Genomic DNA, 17,134 nt, shown 5'->3' with positions numbered 1-17,134 from the left:
TGATGTTTAAGGGGAAAAAATGAAAAAGATCTATAAAGCCTTAATCTCATCTTTACTTTTAAGTACATCAATAAATGTTGCTTATGCGGAAACCCAATATGTTACTGAAAATTTAAGTACTTTCTTACGTCGTGGTGCTGGCGAACAATTTAAAATTGCAGGTTCAATTCAAGCAGGCGAAGCGGTAAATGTATTAGAACGCCAAGGCAAATACACACTCATTCGCGACAATAAAAATCGTGAAGCTTGGATTTTAAATTCAGACTTAAGTAGCACGCCAAGTAGTAAAGAAGAAAATCCAAAATTAAAAGCGCAAGTCCAAGAATTAACCTTAAAACTTAGTCGTTTAGATGGCGATTGGCAACAGCGTACCGTCGAAATGCAACGTCGAACCAAACAAGCTGAGCAACAAAGTGCGGATCTTTTAGAGCAAAATTCTCAACTTAAACGTGAACTTGAAATGACCAAAAATAAAAATCGTGATTTAGAAGCGATACTTGATGCAGGTAAACGAGAAATTGCGATCCAATGGTTTATTTATGGCGGTTCAGTATTAGGTGTAGGCTTACTTTTCGGCTTGCTCATTCCTTATGTGTTACCAAAACGTCGCCGTCGCGATGGCTGGGTATAATCACAAATGAAAATTTATTTAGTTGGTGGGGCTGTTCGCGATCAATTATTGGGGTTACCAGTAAAAGATCGTGATTGGATTGTGGTAGGCGCAGATCCCGCTACGCTACTCTCTCTCGGTTATCAGCAAGTAGGCAAAGATTTTCCAGTTTTTCTCAATCCTAAAACAAAAGAAGAATATGCGCTTGCCCGAACAGAACGTAAATCTAGCACAGGTTACACGGGCTTTATTTGTGATTTCTCCCCAACAATCACATTAGAACAAGATTTAATTCGACGAGATCTCACTATTAACGCGATGGCTCAAAGCGAAGACGGTGAAATTATCGATCCTTATGGCGGAAAACAAGATTTAGAAAATCGAATTTTACGCCATATTTCTCCCGCTTTTTCAGAAGATCCTTTACGTGTATTGCGCGTGGCACGCTTTGCAGCCCGTTATCATTCTCTCGGTTTTAAAATCGCCTCGGAAACATTAGCTCTAATGGCAGAACTTGCCCTATCGGGAGAATTACAACATCTCACGGCGGAACGCGTTTGGCTAGAAACAGAAAAAGCCTTAAACGAAAAAAATCCTGAAATTTATTTTGAAACCTTACATAAAACAGGCGCATTAAGCGTTTTATTTCCTGAAATCGATGCTCTTTATGGGGTGCCAAATCCAGTAAAACATCATCCAGAAGTGGATAGTTTTATTCACACAATGTTGGTATTAAAACAAGCGGTTAATTTAACTGAAAATACCCCTATCCTAAATAAAAGTGCGGTCCGTTTTGCCGCAATTTGTCATGATCTTGGTAAGGCTCTTACGCCTCAAAATATCCTTCCTCATCATTATGGACATGAACAAGCTGGCATAAAACCAACTAGAACCTTGTGCAAACGCTTGAAAGTCCGAAGTTATTTTCAAGAACTTGCAGAACTGACTTGTGAATTTCACACGCATATTCACAAAGCCTTTGAGCTTCGAGCTGAAACCGTCATAACGCTGTTTAATCGTTTTGATGTGTGGAGAAAACCACAACACTTTCAAGAATTTCTACAAGTCTGTCTAGCTGATACTCGAGGTAGAACAGGTTTTGAAAATAAAGACTATCCACAAATAGATTACATTAATCAATTATTACAAGCGGCAAATGAAGTAGATGTACAGCAAGTTATTGCAGATGGATTTGAGAAACAAGAAATCAGAAATGAATTGACGAAACGAAGAATCTTAGCAGTTAAACAAGCAAAAGCGAATTACCAAAAAAATTAACAAATAAAAGTAACTTTACTCAATTAAACTAAATCCTTAAAATATGCGAGCTTATTGACTTGATGAATAATATGAAAACGTTTAAATTTCTTACCGCACTTTTTGCCACTGCTATTCTAACCGCTTGTACATTAGATATGGATCGACCTACAAATGTGCAATATATTGATAAAACAGATGCGATATGGCAACAGCATTTACAAAAGATTCAAAAAATTCAATCCTATCAAGCTAAAGGACAAATTGGTTATATCAGTCCTACAGAACGTTTTTCTAGCCGCTTTGAATGGCAATACCAAAATCCAAAATCTTATACGCTTAAACTCTATTCTTTAATCAGTAAATCTACCCTTTGGATTCAAATGCACCAAAGTGGGATGACAATTTCCGATAACAACGGCAATCAACAATCTGCAGCCAATGCCAAACTACTATTACAAGAGATCATTGGAATGGATGTGCCATTAGAACATTTAGCTTATTGGCTGAAAGGCGAACCAGCAATAAATGCAGATTATCAAGTCAGTACTAACCATTTACTTGGCGCATTTACTTATCATGTGGATGGTTCTCAATGGACAGCAGATTATCTCACTTATCACTCAAATAATTCGATGCCTGAAAACATTCTGCTAAAAAATGACAGCACGAAACAAACTCTAAAAATTCGCGTGGATGAGTGGATTTACTAATGAACACATTAATGAAATCACATCAATTTTCTACCGCACTTTGTCAAAACACAACTCAATCAAATGGGAAGTCATTACGCTTCCCTAGCCCCGCCAAGCTGAATTTATTTCTTTATATCAACGGAAAATTGCCGAACGGATACCACGAATTACAAACGCTTTTCCAATTTTTAGATTTCGGCGATTGGTTGGAAATTAGTATCCGTGAAGAAGATAATCAAATTGTTTTAACCCCAGAAATTCCAAATCTAAAAACGGAAGATAATTTGATTTATCGAGCTGCAAAACTTTTACAAGAAAAAGCCAATATTCAATTGGGTGCAAATATTCATTTAGATAAAATTCTTCCAATGGGAGGCGGTGTTGGTGGCGGTTCATCCAATGCAGCAACCGCATTGGTCGCTTTAAATTATTTATGGCAAGCCAATTTATCCATTGATGAACTGGCAAAATTGGGATTAACATTAGGGGCGGATGTGCCAATATTTGTACACGGACAGGCTGCTTTTGCTGAAGGCGTTGGGGAAAAAATCACTTATTGTGAACCTGCCGAAAAATGGTTTGTTGTATTAAAACCCGATGATTCCATATCAACGGCTGTCATCTTTCAAGATCCAAATTTACCACGTAATACACCGAAAAAATCCCTTGAACAACTTTTGAGTGAATCTTATAAAAACGATTGCGAAAAAGTTGTGGTAAATCATTATTCAAACGTTGAAAAAGCGTTAAACTGGTTGCTACAATATGCGCCGGCAAGACTAACAGGAACGGGAGCTTGTGTTTTTGCTGAATTTGATAATGAAGCAGAAGCGCAAGCGGTATTGAGACAAAAACCAGAAGCATTTTTTGGCTTTGTTGCGAAAGGATTCAATGTTTCTCCCTTGCACGCAATGTTGAAGCCGCTATCATCAATTCATATTCATCGACAATCTAAACCTGAGGTTTTATAAAATGCCTGACATTAAACTCTTCGCGGGTAATGCAACACCTGAACTTGCAAAACGTATTTCTGAACGTTTATATATTTCACTAGGCGATGCGACGGTCGCACGTTTCAGCGATGGTGAAATCCAAGTTCAAATTAATGAAAATGTGCGTGGTGCGGATGTATTTATCATCCAATCAACTTGTGCGCCAACCAATGATAACTTGATGGAATTGGTTGTGATGGTAGATGCGTTACGTCGCGCATCTGCTGGTCGTATTACTGCCGTGATTCCTTATTTCGGCTATGCTCGCCAAGATCGTCGTGTTCGTTCTGCTCGTGTGCCTATTACCGCTAAAGTTGTGGCAGATTTACTTTCAATTGTTGGTATTGACCGTGTCTTAACCTGCGACCTACACGCAGAACAAATCCAAGGTTTCTTTGATGTTCCCGTAGACAACGTATTTGGTTCGCCAGTTTTAATTCACGATATTTTGAAAAAATCTGATCTTGAAAATCCAATTGTTGTTTCCCCAGATATTGGCGGCGTTGTGCGTGCTCGCGCTGTCGCTAAATTATTAAACGATACGGATATGGCTATTATTGACAAACGTCGCCCTCGTGCAAATGTAGCACAAGTGATGCATATTATCGGTGATATTGCAGACCGTGATTGTATTTTGGTAGATGATATGATTGATACTGGCGGTACGCTTTGTAAAGCGGCAGAAGCATTAAAAGAACGTGGTGCAAAACGTGTTTTTGCTTATGCAACTCACGCCGTTTTCTCTGGTGCAGCAGCCAAAAACTTAGCTAGCGATGCCATTGATGAAGTTGTTGTTACCGATACTATTCCTCTATCAGAAGAAATGAAAGCTATCGGTAAAGTTCGTGTATTAACACTTTCTTCTATGCTAGCAGAAGCCATTCGTCGCATTAGCAACGAAGAATCTATTTCTGCGATGTTTAACTAAATTAAAATTTCAATAAAAAATACCGCACTTTTATTGCCAAAGTGCGGTATTTTTTTATTTACTTTATTTAACTGTATCTACTTTATTCAACCGTTACACGAGCAAATTTTCGTTTGCCCACTTGGTAAACATTTGTGCCTTTTGGTGCATTGTCTTTCACGTTATCTACTTTTTCGCCGTTGATTTTCACGCCGCCTTGTTGAGCAGAACGAATTGCTTCTGAAGTAGACGGAACAAGTCCCGCTTCTTTTAATAAAGTAGCTAAACCAATTTCGCCAGAGAAGGTAAATTCAGGCATTTCATCAGGTATCGCGCCTTTTTGGAAACGATTAATAAATTCCTGTTCTGCAGAGTTTGCTGCCTCTTCATTGTGGAAACGTGCAATTAATTCTTTTGCTAGTAAGATTTTTACATCACGAGGATTTTTGCCGTTTTCTACTTCCGATTTTAATTGTGCAATTTCGCTTAATGGACGAAATGAAAGAAGGTTATACCAATTCCACATGAGTTCATCAGAAATCGACATCACTTTACCGAACATATCGCTTGGTGCTTCCGTTACGCCGATATAGTTACCAAGTGATTTGGACATTTTTTTCTCGCCATCTAAGCCAACGAGTAATGGGAGTGTAATCGCAACCTGTGGTTTTTTGCCTGCTGATTTTTGTAATTCACGACCAACAAGTAAGTTGAATTTTTGGTCTGTACCGCCTAGTTCCACATCTGCATCTAATGCAACAGAATCGTAGCCTTGCAGTAATGGATAAATAAATTCATGGATGGCAATGGGTTGGTTGTTGCCAAAGCGTTTTTTGAAGTCGTCGCGTTCAAGCATACGTGCAACCGTATAGTTGCTTGCAAGGCGAATCATACCTTCTGTACCAAGTTTGCTTAACCATTCAGAGTTGAAGACGATTTTGGTTTTTTGTGGATCGAGAATTTTATAAATTTGCTCTTTATAGGTTTCAGCATTACGCAATACATCTTCACGGCTGAGTGGAGGACGCGTTGCATTTTTACCTGATGGATCGCCCACCATTCCAGTAAAATCGCCAATTAAGAAATAGACTTCATGACCGAGTTGTTGAAATTGACGTAATTTGTTTAATACAACAGTATGTCCTAAATGAATATCTGGTGCGGTTGGATCTGCGCCTAATTTTACTTTTAATGGGCGATTTTCTTTCAATTTTTCGATTAAATCCGCTTCTGAAAGGATTTCATCAGTACCACGCTTTAGTTCCGCGAGAACGGTATTAATGTCAGTCATTATTATTTCCTAATTATGTTTTTTGAAAGGTTTCATTATAGGGATTCTTAGCAATTTGTGAATAAAAAAAACGCCTATTTGTGGGGAAATAGGCGGGAATGTTGGAGTGATTATCTAATATTGTTGTTGGAATGATTAGATGATAATTGTTATCAATAATCTTGTCAATAACTAAATGAAAATAATTATCAAAAAAATATTATTTTATATAAGGCACCGATTCTGTCAAAGAAAGTGCGGTAGGAATTTCATTAGAAATTTCAAATTGTCCCGCATAAGCATAGGCTTCAACACCTTGTTCCATTGCTTCTTTTAATAAGCGATCATATTCAGGATCGATATATTCCGCAATTTTGAAACGATCAAACCCATTATGTAACCCAGCAAACAGCACTACTGCTCGATGACCTTGTTTTTTCATTGCCAATAATTCTCGAACGTGTTTTTGTCCACGCGTAGTAACCGCATCGGGAAACATACCTAAATTACCTTTTACAAGCGTGATTGATTTCACTTCTACATAACAATCAAGCAAACCCTCGCCTTTTAGTAAGAAATCAATGCGGCTATTTTCCTCGCCGTATTTCACTTCAGGGTAAATTTCATCATACATTGCCAATTCTTTGATTTGCTTATTTTGCAATGCTTCAAAAACAAGCTGATTAGAACGATGCGTATTGATACAGCAAAGCTGTCCATTTGCGAGTTGAGTAAGCTCCCAAGAATGGGGATATTTACGAGTTTGACTATCGGAATGTGAATACCAAATTGTATCGCCTTTTTCTCCACATCCTGTCATCGCCCCAGTATTTGCACAATGAATTGTCATAACATCACCAGTTGGCAATTCAATATCCGCAAGAAAGCGTTTGTAACGACGAATTAATTTTGCCGATTGTAAAGCTGGAAGTTGCATAAAGTTCCTTATTTAAGTTTTTCTAAACGTTGTAAAATAGCGTTGTCGTTCATAGCTTGCATTTTTTTCATTCTCAAAGAAAGTAAGAATGCCGCAAAAGTGAGCGAGACCACAAAGGCAATCCAGAAACCTTTCGCATCAATGTGTGGCACAAGCCAATCTGTACGACCGAGCGTATAACCAAGTGGCACACCAATTACCCAATAAGAGAAAAGAGTAATATATAAAATCATTTTGGTATCTTTATAACCACGTAAAATGCCACCAACCACCATTTGAATGGTATCTGAAAATTGATAAAGTGCGGCAAATAATAATAAATTTGCCGCCATTGCAATGACAATTTCATCTGTTACGAAAATAGAGGCAATTTCATAACGGAAAAAAATCGTAATTAATGCAGTAATAATTGTCACAGTTAGCCCTAATAATAATGCGGCATAGCCAATTTTCTTCGCATTTTGTGGAGAACCTGCACCCAATGCTTGTCCAACTAAAATCGTCGTTGCCATACCAATCGACATAGGGAACATAAAAATAAAAGAACTGGTATTCAATGTGATTTGATGGCTTGCGACAATAGTTGCACCCAGCGGAGAAAGCATTAAGGACGTAAGTGCATATAACGCCACTTCGCAACAAATTGCAATGGCAATGGGTAATCCTAAACGCAGTAATTTTTTAAGTGTTTTCGGATTTGGCATTTCAATTAATTGACTAAATACTTTTAGTGAACGTTCTTGAGTATTCGTGTAGGAATAGAAAATCATCATTAAGCACATTGCCCAGTTCACAATAGCTGTCGCAATACCACAGCCCACCGCACCAAAAGCAGGCATACCAAATTTTCCATAAATAAAAATGTAATTAAGCGGAATATTAATCAATAAACCTAAAAAGGTAATGACCATTGCAGGCTTGGTTTTCTCAATCCCATCATTTAAACAACGAAAATTAATCAGCATCAAATAAGCTGGCAATCCCCACAACATGGCATGTAAATAATCGCGTGCTAAATCTGACATTTTGCTTTCCATTTGCATATATTGCAGCGGAATTTCACAGAAATAAATCAGTAAACCTAAAGGAATACTCACGCCTAACACAAGCCAAATGCCTTGGCGAACTTGATGTGCAATGCGATGGTGTTGGCCTGAACCATTCAAATAAGAAATTGTAGGCGGCAATGCCAACAATAAACCTTGCCCAAAAAACATCAATGGCATCCAAATTGAAGCACCAATAGAAATGGCTGCCATATCAGTGGAACTCACTCGCCCCGCCATAATGGTATCCGCTAATCCCATTGAGTTTTGTGCAATTTGCGCTAATAAAATAGGCAAGGAAATTTTAATCAACTTTTTAATATCAGCGTGGTATTGAGATAAAAGACGAAAATTCATAAATTTGATATACTGCTAAAAATTTTTAGAAAAGGAAAAAATTATGTTTACTGGAATTGTCCAAGGCACCGTCCCTATCCACTCCATTAAAGAAAAGGCTAATTTTAGAACACAAGTAGTAAAATTACCACCTGAAATGCGTAAAGATCTGGAAATTGGCGCATCAGTAGCAAATAACGGCGTATGTTTAACTGTAACTGAAATTAACGGCGATCTGGTTAGCTTTGATCTGATGCAAGAAACCTTAAGAATTACAAATCTCGGCACAGTAAAAGTGGGCGATTATGTGAATATCGAACGTGCTATGCAAATGGGAACGGAAATTGGCGGACATTTATTATCTGGTCATATTTATTGCACCGCAAAAATTTCAGATATTATCGCTAGTGAAAATAACCGACAAATTTGGTTCGAGCTGCCAAGCACAGATGTAATGAAATATATTTTAACGAAAGGATTTGTTGCGGTAGATGGCATTAGCCTCACTATTGGCGAAGTAAGAGACACACAATTCTGTGTGAATTTAATTCCTGAAACCTTGCAAAGAACTTTAATGGGGCAACGTAAAGTGGGCGATATTGTGAATATTGAAATCGATCCTCAAACGCAAGCCATTGTAGATACGGTAGAAAATTATTTGCAGTCAAAAAATTTTTAGTTCATTTAAAAATATTCGGTAATTGAATAGAGAATAGGCATAAAGCCTATTCTCACATCATCAAGTATTACTGCAACGCTTTCTCAATTTTTTCAAATAAATCTTTTGACAGATTTTCTACAATGCTTAGGCGTTCTAAAGCTCGTTTCATCAAGGTTTGGCGTTGAGCATCAAAGCGAGAAAAACGAATTAATGGCTCGATTAAACGCGCAGCCACTTGCGGATTACTTTCATTTAAACGGATTAACACATCCGTTAAGAAACGATAGCCAGAACCGCTGACGTTGTGAAATGCTTTTAAATTGTGATTTGCAAAGCTACCTACTAATGCACGTAAACGGTTTGGATTATTAAAGTTAAAACTTGGGTGATCCATTAATAACTGAATAATTTCCAACACATTTTCATCTGGGCGAGTGGCTTGTAATGCAAACCATTTATCCATTACTAATCCATCGTGCTGCCATTTTTGTTCAAAATCAGCTAATAACGCATCTCTGCAAGGTAATGCCGCTTTAGTTGCAACACTTAATGCGGCTAAGGTATCTGTCATATTATTCGCATTATTGTAGTGTTTTTGCACTAGGTTGTTGCCCAAATTGGTATAAGCCAAATAAGTTAAGCAAAGATTTCGCATTGCACGCAAGGCGATGTCTTGTTGTGTAACTTGATATTCATCAAGACGAATATGGGTGTAAACACACAAGAAATCATCTTTTAAAGATTCTGCAATTTGCGCTTGCATAAATTCTCTTGCGGCTGAAATGCCCTCAGGATCAATTGTTTTAAAACTTTCTGCAAACTCCATTTCTTTCGGCAGTGTGAGAATTAAGGTTGCCAATTCAATATCTTTCTCATAATGGTTCAGAACATAAGAAAGTGCGGTCAAAATTTCAGGCGAAATTTCTAAAGCCTCGCCTTGTTGGAAACGCACAACATTACGACGCAATTCTTGGGTAAATAACATTTGAGCCGCATCCCAACGGATAAATTGATTATCTGCAAATTTAAGCAAGCCTAATAACTGCTCCGTTTTATAATCATAATCCAGTTTTACTGGCGCAGAAAAATCACATAGCAATGCGGGAATTGGGCGACCATAAATGCCGTGAAACTCGAAGACTTGGTCTTTTTCAGTAATATTTAATACATCACTCAACAATTCGCCATTATGTTGTAGCATTTGTTTCGTGCCGTTCGCATCATAAAGCGCGATTTTTAATGGAATATGTAAATTCACTTTTTCCATTTGATCAGCAGTTGGCGGTGTGGATTGTGAAACCGTTAAACGATAAATATGTGTTTTTTCGTCATAAGCATCGCTAATCAACAATTCTGGTGTACCCGATTGGCTATACCAACGGCGGAATTGGTTTAAATCGAGGTTATTTGCACGTTCCATCGCAGAAACAAAGTCTTCACAGGTTGCCGCTTTGCCATCGTTTTCAGCAATATAAAGTTGCATCCCTTTTTGAAAGCCTTGCTCCCCTAATAAAGTATGCAACATACGAATGACTTCTGCCCCTTTTTCATATACTGTCACCGTGTAAAAGTTATTCATTTCAATCACTTTTTCAGGGCGAATTGGGTGCGACATTGGGCTTGCATCTTCGGCAAATTGCACGGTGCGTAAAAATTTCACATTATTAATGCGATTCACCGCACGCGAACCTGTATCTGAAGAAAATTCTTGATCACGGAAAACCGTTAAACCTTCTTTCAAACTTAATTGAAACCAATCACGGCAGGTCACACGATTACCTGTCCAGTTATGGAAATATTCGTGTGCAATCACACTTTCAATGGCAAGATAATCCTCATCGGTTGCCGTTTGTGGATTTGCCAACACAAATTTAGAGTTAAAGATATTTAATCCTTTGTTTTCCATTGCGCCCATATTGAAAAAATCGACAGCAACGATCATATAAATATTGAGGTCGTATTCTAAATTAAAGCGATCTTCATCCCATTTCATCGCTTTTTTCAAACTTTCCATTGCCCAAGTTGCACGGTTAAGATTACCGCGATCCACATAAAGCTCTAACGCAACTTCACGGCCACTTTTAGTAATAAATTTATCTTGTAATAAATCAAAATCCCCCGCCACTAAAGCAAATAAATAGCTTGGTTTTGGGAATGGATCATTCCATTCCACCCAATGGCGACCATCTTCTAATTCGCCACTTGCAATGCGATTGCCATTAGAAAGTAAGAATGGATATTTAATTTTATCTGCCGTAATTTTGGTTGTGTAACGCGCCAATACATCTGGACGATCAAGCATATAAGTGATTTGACGGAAACCTTCCGCCTCACATTGCGTACAAATACCTTCGCCAGACTGATATAGCCCTTGTAATGACGTATTTTCAGCTGGTACAAGGAAGGTCACAATTTCAAGCTCAAATTCTTCCGCACTTTTGCCTTTCAAATCGAGCGTTAAACTCTCGCCATCTTGTTGATACGCAGAAAATGGCTCGCCATTAAATTTAATAGAAGAAAACTGGAAGCTATGCCCATCTAAACGTAAAGAAGTCGCTTCATTATTTAAGCGTTGGAATTTTGTGGTTGCGGTTACCACGGTATGTTTAGGATCGAGTTGAAAATCTAAATAAATGTCAGTGACCGTAAAATCTGGTTGTTTGTAATCTTTTCTATATTTTGCTTTGGCTAACATAATTTGACCTATTCTTATAAAAATTGTGCCTAGGATAAAATTTTATCCTTAAAGTTGCAATGGTATTTTCCTATAAAAACCATTTAGCAAACGTTTGCTCGATATATGTAATCTATGCTATTCTACACCACGTTTTTAATTAAAAAATTGAGAAAATAGCATGTCAAAAACTGCACAAATTGCCGTTGTAATGGGTTCCAAAAGCGATTGGGCTACAATGCAAGAGGCAACTCAGATTTTGGATGAATTAAAAGTACCTTATCATGTGGAAATCGTCTCTGCTCATCGTACGCCTGATAAACTTTTTGAATTTGCTGAAAATGCACAAAAAAATGGTTACAAAGTAATTATTGCTGGTGCAGGCGGTGCGGCACATTTACCTGGTATGATCGCAGCCAAAACACTTGTGCCAGTGCTGGGGGTGCCAGTAAAAAGTTCTATGTTAAGTGGTGTGGATAGTCTTTATTCAATTGTGCAAATGCCAAAAGGGATTCCAGTCGGAACATTAGCGATTGGCCCTGCAGGCGCGGCAAATGCTGGATTGTTAGCGGCACAAATTCTAGCAGGTTGGGATGATGCGTTATTCGCTCGCCTACAAGCATTCCGCGAAAATCAAACCAATATGGTATTGGACAATCCTGATCCACGCACATAAAAACATCTTTAGATCTGACCGCACTTTTAAAGTGCGGTTGTTTTTTCGTAAATTTAACGAGAAATATTATGCAAAACTCCACCTTATACCCAACGGTTTATATACTTGGCAACGGACAACTCGGCAAAATGTTAGGTTATGCTGGCGCACCTTTAGATATTTATGTTGAACCTTTAGCCTTCAATGCGCCAGTTTTTGACTTACCTGAAAATGCGATCATCACGGCGGAAATTGAACGCTGGGAAAAAACGCCTTTGACTGAATTACTCGGCAATCATAAAAACTTCGTTAATCAACATGTATTTGGATTATTAGCCGATCGTTTTACGCAAAAATCCTTACTTGATGAACTCAATCTTTCTACCTCGCCTTGGTGTTTATTAAAAGATAAAACGCAATGGAATGATGTTTTCCAAACTGTTGGCGAGAAAGTCGTCGTCAAACGTAGAACAGGCGGATATGATGGGCGTGGTCAATGGATTATCTGCGATGAAAATAAAGCGGACATCACTGATGACTTATTTGCTGAAGTGATCGCAGAAAAATTTATTCCTTTCGATTATGAAGTTTCTATTGTGGGCGCAAGGCTTAAAAATTGCGAAAAGCGTTTTTATCCCGTTACGCATAACCTGCAACAAAATGGTATTTTGCGTTACAGTGTGATTGATAATGCATTTCCTGAACAATCCGCACAACAAAAACAAGCTGAAACAATGCTCGGCAAAATTATGGATAAATTAGGCTATGTGGGTGTGATGGCAATGGAATGTTTTGTTGTAGGCGACAAATTACTGATTAACGAACTTGCGCCTCGTGTACATAACAGTGGACATTGGACACAACTAGGATGCTCGATTAGCCAATTTGAATTACATTTACGTGCGCTACTTGATTTGCCAACGCCTGACTTACAAATTTTTGCCCCAAGTGTAATGGTAAATTTAATCGGCACAAACCATAATCCAAAATGGCTTAATATACCTTTTGCACAACTTCATTGGTACGGTAAAGAAGTGAGGGCAGGGCGTAAGGTTGGGCATATCAATCTTTCTCATCCCAATAAAGCGGTCATTATTCAACAATTAGAAAAACTTCGCTCTGAGTTACCCGAAGATTATCAATCTGGATTAAATTGGGCGATTGAAAAACTAAAATAATGTAAAAAATGACCGCACTTTTTGATGAATATTTAAAAATATCAAAGTGCGGTTAATTTTTATAAAAATCTTTCTTGATAAAATAAAACGGCTGAAGTATAAAATTATCCACCACACAACTGACATACATAAGGAAAAGCTATGTTTGAACATATCAAAGCGGCACCAGCCGATCCCATCTTAGGCTTAGGCGAAGCATTCAAATCCGAAACTCGCGAAAATAAAATTAACTTGGGTATTGGCGTTTATAAAGATGCGCAAGGCACAACCCCAATTATGCGCGCGGTAAAAGAAGCCGAAAAACGATTATTTGATAAGGAAAAAACCAAGAATTATCTGACTATCGATGGTATTGCGGATTATAACGAACAAACAAAAGCACTCCTTTTCGGTAAAGATTCTGAAGTCATCCAATCTAATCGAGCAAGAACAGTACAAAGTTTAGGCGGAACAGGTGCATTACGCATTGCGGCAGAATTTATTAAACGCCAAACTAAAGCACAAAATGTTTGGATCAGCACACCAACTTGGCCAAACCACAATGCGATTTTCAATGCTGTCGGTATGACCATTCGTGAATATCGTTATTATGATGCTGAACGCAAAGCCCTTGATTGGGAACACTTATTAGAAGATTTAAGCCAAGCAAGCGAAGGCGATGTGGTGCTTTTACACGGTTGTTGCCATAATCCGACTGGTATTGACCCTACTCCAGAACAATGGCAAGAATTAGCCGCACTTTCAGCTAAAAATGGTTGGTTGCCACTCTTTGACTTTGCTTATCAAGGTTTAGCCAACGGATTAGATGAAGATGCTTATGGTTTACGTGCTTTTGCAGCAAACCACAAAGAATTATTAGTGGCGAGTTCATTCTCGAAAAACTTTGGTTTATATAATGAACGTGTTGGTGCATTTACCCTTGTGGCAGAAAATGCAGAAATTGCATCAACCTCATTAACCCAAGTAAAATCAATTATTCGCACCCTATACTCTAACCCAGCTTCTCACGGCGGGGCGACCGTAGCAACAGTATTAAATGATGCTCAACTTCGCCAAGAATGGGAAAATGAATTAACTGAAATGCGTGAACGCATCAAAAAAATGCGTCACTTATTCGTTCAGTTATTAAAAGAATATGGTGCAGAACAAGATTTCAGCTTTATCATTGAACAAAACGGTATGTTCTCTTTCAGTGGATTAACAGGGGAACAAGTGGATCGTTTAAAAAATGAATTTGCCATTTACGCTGTTCGTTCTGGTCGTATCAACGTAGCTGGAATCACAGAAGATAATATTCGCTATCTATGTGAAAGTATCGTGAAAGTACTTTAATTAGAGTTAGAAATCATCTCTAACCTAAAATAGAGCAAATATAAATAGTTAAAGCCTTGATTATCAAGGCTTTAATTTTATCTAATCATTAACAAATTCTCGGCAATGGTTCATTTGTTGGTAAATCTAACAATCGACTTTGTCCAAAAATGCCTACTAAACGCACTTTTTTATCGGTTATTACTTCACCAATCACAGCCGCATTTTTACCTAATGGATATAGAAATCATAAACTGATAATTTCTGTGGCTAATTCGTTAATAAATCCATGATGATGGGATGAAATCAAAATGGGTAAGGAAAGTTCTCGCAAAAGTGCGGTCAATTTTTCAGTATTTTTTCGATCTAATCCATTGGTGGGTTCATCTAATAATAAGATTTTTGGCTGCATCGCTAAGACACCTGCAAGTGCGGTAAAATTTTTCTCACCACCAGATAAGGTATGTACCATACGATCTTTTAAACGTGTGATACCAAGACGTTCTAATTGCTGCTCTGCGATATGATACGCCTGCTCTCTAGGCACATTTTGGTTTAATGGCCCGAAGGCAATATCATCCAATACTGTTGGGCCAAAAAGTTGATCATCCGCATTTTGAAAACAAATACCAATCGTGCCACGAAATGGCGCAAAATCTTTTTCTTTACGACAAACTTTGCCAAATAGTTTAATTTCCCCCTTGGTTACTGGAACAAATCCCAACAAAGCAAGCAGTAAAGTGGTTTTTCCTGAGCCAATTTCCCCTTGTACGAAAAGGCGTTTTTGACCTTCCAAGGTAAAACTCAAATCTTGAATAATCACTCTACCATTGCGTTCTATACAAAGATTATTTACAGCTAACATTTATTTTTCTCTCTTTTTGCCGAACTGAAAACCACGACATTTTAAAGCCATTTGCGCCGTTTCGGCTTTTAATAGGGCATGAATCAATAATAAAGCGACACTTTGAGCGGTCACATAAAGGGTTCGGCGATTAAGCCCAGGACGAAATCCACGAGCTCGCATAGCAATATCCATTTTTTGACGCAATTCGCCAAGCAGTGCAATGTAACGTACAGTCAGCACAAAAAGTTGAATTAATTTTTCTGGCAAAGGCAATTTGCCAATGGCTTGAACAAGCACCGCATCATTAATATTCCACAAAAAGAGCCAAAGAGAAATCAGCAATAAATGATTCCGTAAACTCAATTTTTCTGCTAATTCTATACCTTGAAAATTGAGTTCAATGCCATTTTCGCCAATTTGCCAACTTAATGTCGCCCACATTAAAGCAATAAAAATAACTAAAGCAAACCAACGTTTAAGATAGGGCAAAAAAGATTTTTGACTGAACTGCAGTGAAATAAAAAAGAGAGAAACTGCAAGTGCATTAAGGAGGATAAGCCAAGTGAGATCACTCAATCCACTAATGATTAGCCCCCAGATAAATAGATAAATCAACTTAAAGTGCGGTTGAAATAAGTGATGAATTTTCATTAAGAGAAATTCTCGGTACGATTCATGACTTCAGGATACATTTTACCAAGCAAGGTAATCACTCCTACGCTGATAATACTATCCAAAATAAATACCGGAATATGAGAGACTAGCAAGAGCCAAACAAGATTCAGATAACTTTTTCCACCATCTAACATCAGCACAAAAGAAGCAAGCGCGCCTGCCCCGCCAACGCCAATTACGCCAGATCCAATACCGACGAATAAGCGATCTTTTAAAGCCATGTTTGGTTGTAAACGAGAACGGAAAAGATAATGAGCAATCACTGCTGGCGTTGCCATCACGCATAGATTGACGCCTAACACTGCAAATCCGCCAAAAGAAAAGAAGATGACTTGCAATAAAAGTGCGATAAGAAACGCAGGAAAAACAGCCCACCCAAGGAATAAACCAGCCATACCATTTAGAATTAAATGCACACTACCAATTCCTACGGGGATATGAATAGTTCCAGCCACAAAAAATGCAGCGGCAAAAAGTGCGGTGAGCGGTAAACGTTCTGATTCTAAACGACGCAACCCCACGGCAATGCCCACAACAGCAAGCACTACGCCAGCTAATAAAATAGGCGTATGTAACACGCCTTCAGATAAATGCATTAAATACGTCCTTGTTTAATTTTACGCGCATTACGTAAAGCAATAAGTCCAGCAATACCAACGATATAACCAATTCCGCCTAAAATATCATGCAAATAAATTTTATCTTTTAAATGCGCAATATCTTCACGAAGCAACATTAAATCTGCACCGCTTTGATTTTCAGCAGAGGTATGAGCCGCAACAACAGACGCACGGTGTCCTTCCTCTCCTTCCACCACCACTTTTAAGGTGGTATGTGGCACATCAGCAATAGAAAGCTTAAATGCGCCTTGGCGGTCTGTTTTTCCAGTTAAAACAGGATCTGAAACACCCGAGCGGAAAACTTCTAAATAAGTTTCAGCTGCAGGGGTCATATCAGAATAATAGGATTTGCCAGAGAGTGTTTGCCCATCATATTGGGCAAACACATAAAGCGCATGGGCATAAGTATTCGGGAGATAGCAAGCCGCAAAAAGTGCGGTTAAAAAAACAATTTTTTTCATCC

Annotated in this window: 17 protein-coding genes and 1 pseudogene; 9 read left to right on the top strand and 9 right to left on the bottom strand. The window is 38.2% G+C overall.

The features are described from left to right. Positions 1 to 19: 19 nt before the first annotated feature. From ACPT9C_RS05890 to ACPT9C_RS05870, 5 genes are all read left to right on the top strand, one after another. Positions 20 to 631, top strand: a complete 612-nt coding sequence (locus ACPT9C_RS05890; RefSeq protein ID WP_048954422.1) for a TIGR04211 family SH3 domain-containing protein — start codon at positions 20 to 22, stop codon at positions 629 to 631. A 6-nt stretch (positions 632 to 637) separates the two neighbouring features. After that, positions 638 to 1,888: a multifunctional CCA addition/repair protein gene (locus ACPT9C_RS05885; protein ID WP_048954423.1), complete on the top strand. Its 1,251-nt coding sequence runs from the start codon at positions 638 to 640 to the stop codon at positions 1,886 to 1,888. A 71-nt stretch (positions 1,889 to 1,959) separates the two neighbouring features. After that, positions 1,960 to 2,580: a lipoprotein insertase outer membrane protein LolB gene (gene lolB, locus ACPT9C_RS05880; RefSeq protein ID WP_162690726.1), complete on the top strand. Its 621-nt coding sequence runs from the start codon at positions 1,960 to 1,962 to the stop codon at positions 2,578 to 2,580. A gap of 11 nt (positions 2,581 to 2,591) precedes the next feature. Further along, the gene (gene ispE / locus ACPT9C_RS05875; protein WP_423717291.1) at positions 2,592 to 3,533 is read left to right on the top strand and encodes a 4-(cytidine 5'-diphospho)-2-C-methyl-D-erythritol kinase; all 942 of its coding nucleotides are present in this window, start codon (positions 2,592 to 2,594) and stop codon (positions 3,531 to 3,533) included. Between the two features lies 1 nt (position 3,534). After that, the gene (locus ACPT9C_RS05870; RefSeq protein ID WP_005657007.1) at positions 3,535 to 4,482 is read left to right on the top strand and encodes a ribose-phosphate pyrophosphokinase; all 948 of its coding nucleotides are present in this window, start codon (positions 3,535 to 3,537) and stop codon (positions 4,480 to 4,482) included. Between the two features lie 82 nt (positions 4,483 to 4,564). Here the strand turns inward: ACPT9C_RS05870 and tyrS are convergent, their stop codons facing one another. From tyrS to hmrM, 3 genes are all read right to left on the bottom strand, one after another. Beyond that, positions 4,565 to 5,752, bottom strand: coding sequence for a tyrosine--tRNA ligase (tyrS, locus tag ACPT9C_RS05865; RefSeq protein ID WP_050949111.1), 1,188 nt, complete (start codon positions 5,750 to 5,752; stop codon positions 4,565 to 4,567). A gap of 199 nt (positions 5,753 to 5,951) precedes the next feature. Continuing rightward, complete coding sequence (sfsA, locus tag ACPT9C_RS05860) at positions 5,952 to 6,668, bottom strand: DNA/RNA nuclease SfsA (RefSeq protein WP_005647288.1); 717 nt, start codon at positions 6,666 to 6,668, stop codon at positions 5,952 to 5,954. A gap of 8 nt (positions 6,669 to 6,676) precedes the next feature. Beyond that, entirely contained in the window at positions 6,677 to 8,071 is a 1,395-nt protein-coding gene (gene hmrM / locus ACPT9C_RS05855; protein WP_050949110.1) for a sodium-coupled multidrug efflux MATE transporter HmrM, read from the bottom strand. 43 nt (positions 8,072 to 8,114) lie between these two features. On the opposite strand from hmrM, the gene ribE reads away from it, so the two are divergent. Then, positions 8,115 to 8,729 (top strand): riboflavin synthase, encoded by a 615-nt coding sequence (ribE, locus tag ACPT9C_RS05850; protein ID WP_006996444.1) that lies wholly within the window; start codon positions 8,115 to 8,117, stop codon positions 8,727 to 8,729. Positions 8,730 to 8,796: 67 nt separating this feature from the next. Here ribE and pepN read toward each other — a convergent pair whose 3' ends face one another. Beyond that, positions 8,797 to 11,406, bottom strand: a complete 2,610-nt coding sequence (pepN, locus tag ACPT9C_RS05845; protein ID WP_050949109.1) for an aminopeptidase N — start codon at positions 11,404 to 11,406, stop codon at positions 8,797 to 8,799. A gap of 160 nt (positions 11,407 to 11,566) precedes the next feature. Here pepN and purE point away from each other — a divergent pair, with 160 nt between their 5' ends. The 3 genes from purE to ACPT9C_RS05830 all read left to right on the top strand — a co-directional run bounded on the left by purE (position 11,567) and on the right by ACPT9C_RS05830 (position 14,550). Next, positions 11,567 to 12,061 carry a 5-(carboxyamino)imidazole ribonucleotide mutase gene (gene purE, locus ACPT9C_RS05840; RefSeq protein WP_050949108.1) on the top strand — a complete coding sequence of 165 codons (495 nt, stop codon included), beginning with the start codon at positions 11,567 to 11,569 and terminating at the stop codon, positions 12,059 to 12,061. 68 nt (positions 12,062 to 12,129) lie between these two features. Beyond that, the gene (gene purK, locus ACPT9C_RS05835) at positions 12,130 to 13,218 is read left to right on the top strand and encodes a 5-(carboxyamino)imidazole ribonucleotide synthase (RefSeq protein ID WP_061671222.1); all 1,089 of its coding nucleotides are present in this window, start codon (positions 12,130 to 12,132) and stop codon (positions 13,216 to 13,218) included. A 141-nt stretch (positions 13,219 to 13,359) separates the two neighbouring features. Continuing rightward, positions 13,360 to 14,550, top strand: coding sequence for an amino acid aminotransferase (locus ACPT9C_RS05830; protein ID WP_061671223.1), 1,191 nt, complete (start codon positions 13,360 to 13,362; stop codon positions 14,548 to 14,550). An 88-nt stretch (positions 14,551 to 14,638) separates the two neighbouring features. Here the strand turns inward: ACPT9C_RS05830 and ACPT9C_RS05825 are convergent. From ACPT9C_RS05825 to ACPT9C_RS05805, 5 genes and pseudogenes are all read right to left on the bottom strand, one after another. Beyond that, positions 14,639 to 14,770: pseudogene (locus tag ACPT9C_RS05825) on the bottom strand (hydrogenase expression/formation protein HypE); the annotation flags it as partial. A gap of 6 nt (positions 14,771 to 14,776) precedes the next feature. Continuing rightward, positions 14,777 to 15,394 (bottom strand): energy-coupling factor ABC transporter ATP-binding protein, encoded by a 618-nt coding sequence (locus ACPT9C_RS05820; RefSeq protein ID WP_061671224.1) that lies wholly within the window; start codon positions 15,392 to 15,394, stop codon positions 14,777 to 14,779. Further along, the gene (locus tag ACPT9C_RS05815) at positions 15,395 to 16,027 is read right to left on the bottom strand and encodes an energy-coupling factor transporter transmembrane component T family protein (protein ID WP_061671225.1); all 633 of its coding nucleotides are present in this window, start codon (positions 16,025 to 16,027) and stop codon (positions 15,395 to 15,397) included. It lies immediately after the preceding gene. Continuing rightward, entirely contained in the window at positions 16,027 to 16,647 is a 621-nt protein-coding gene (cbiM, locus tag ACPT9C_RS05810) for a cobalt transporter CbiM (protein WP_061671226.1), read from the bottom strand. Before cbiM ends, ACPT9C_RS05815 begins: the two co-directional genes overlap by 1 nt. Beyond that, on the bottom strand, positions 16,647 to 17,132 hold the full coding sequence (locus ACPT9C_RS05805) for a hypothetical protein (RefSeq protein ID WP_061671227.1): 486 nt from the start codon (positions 17,130 to 17,132) through the stop codon (positions 16,647 to 16,649). The genes cbiM and ACPT9C_RS05805 overlap by 1 nt, the downstream gene beginning before the upstream one ends. Between the last annotated feature and the right edge of the window lie 2 nt (positions 17,133 to 17,134).

It is taken from the genome of Haemophilus sp. HN_Hi16 (genome assembly GCF_049823435.1).
Lineage (GTDB): Bacteria > Pseudomonadota > Gammaproteobacteria > Enterobacterales > Pasteurellaceae > Haemophilus > Haemophilus influenzae_D.
The sequence above is the reverse complement of the archived record's forward strand: the minus strand, read 5'-3'. Positions and strand labels throughout refer to the sequence as shown.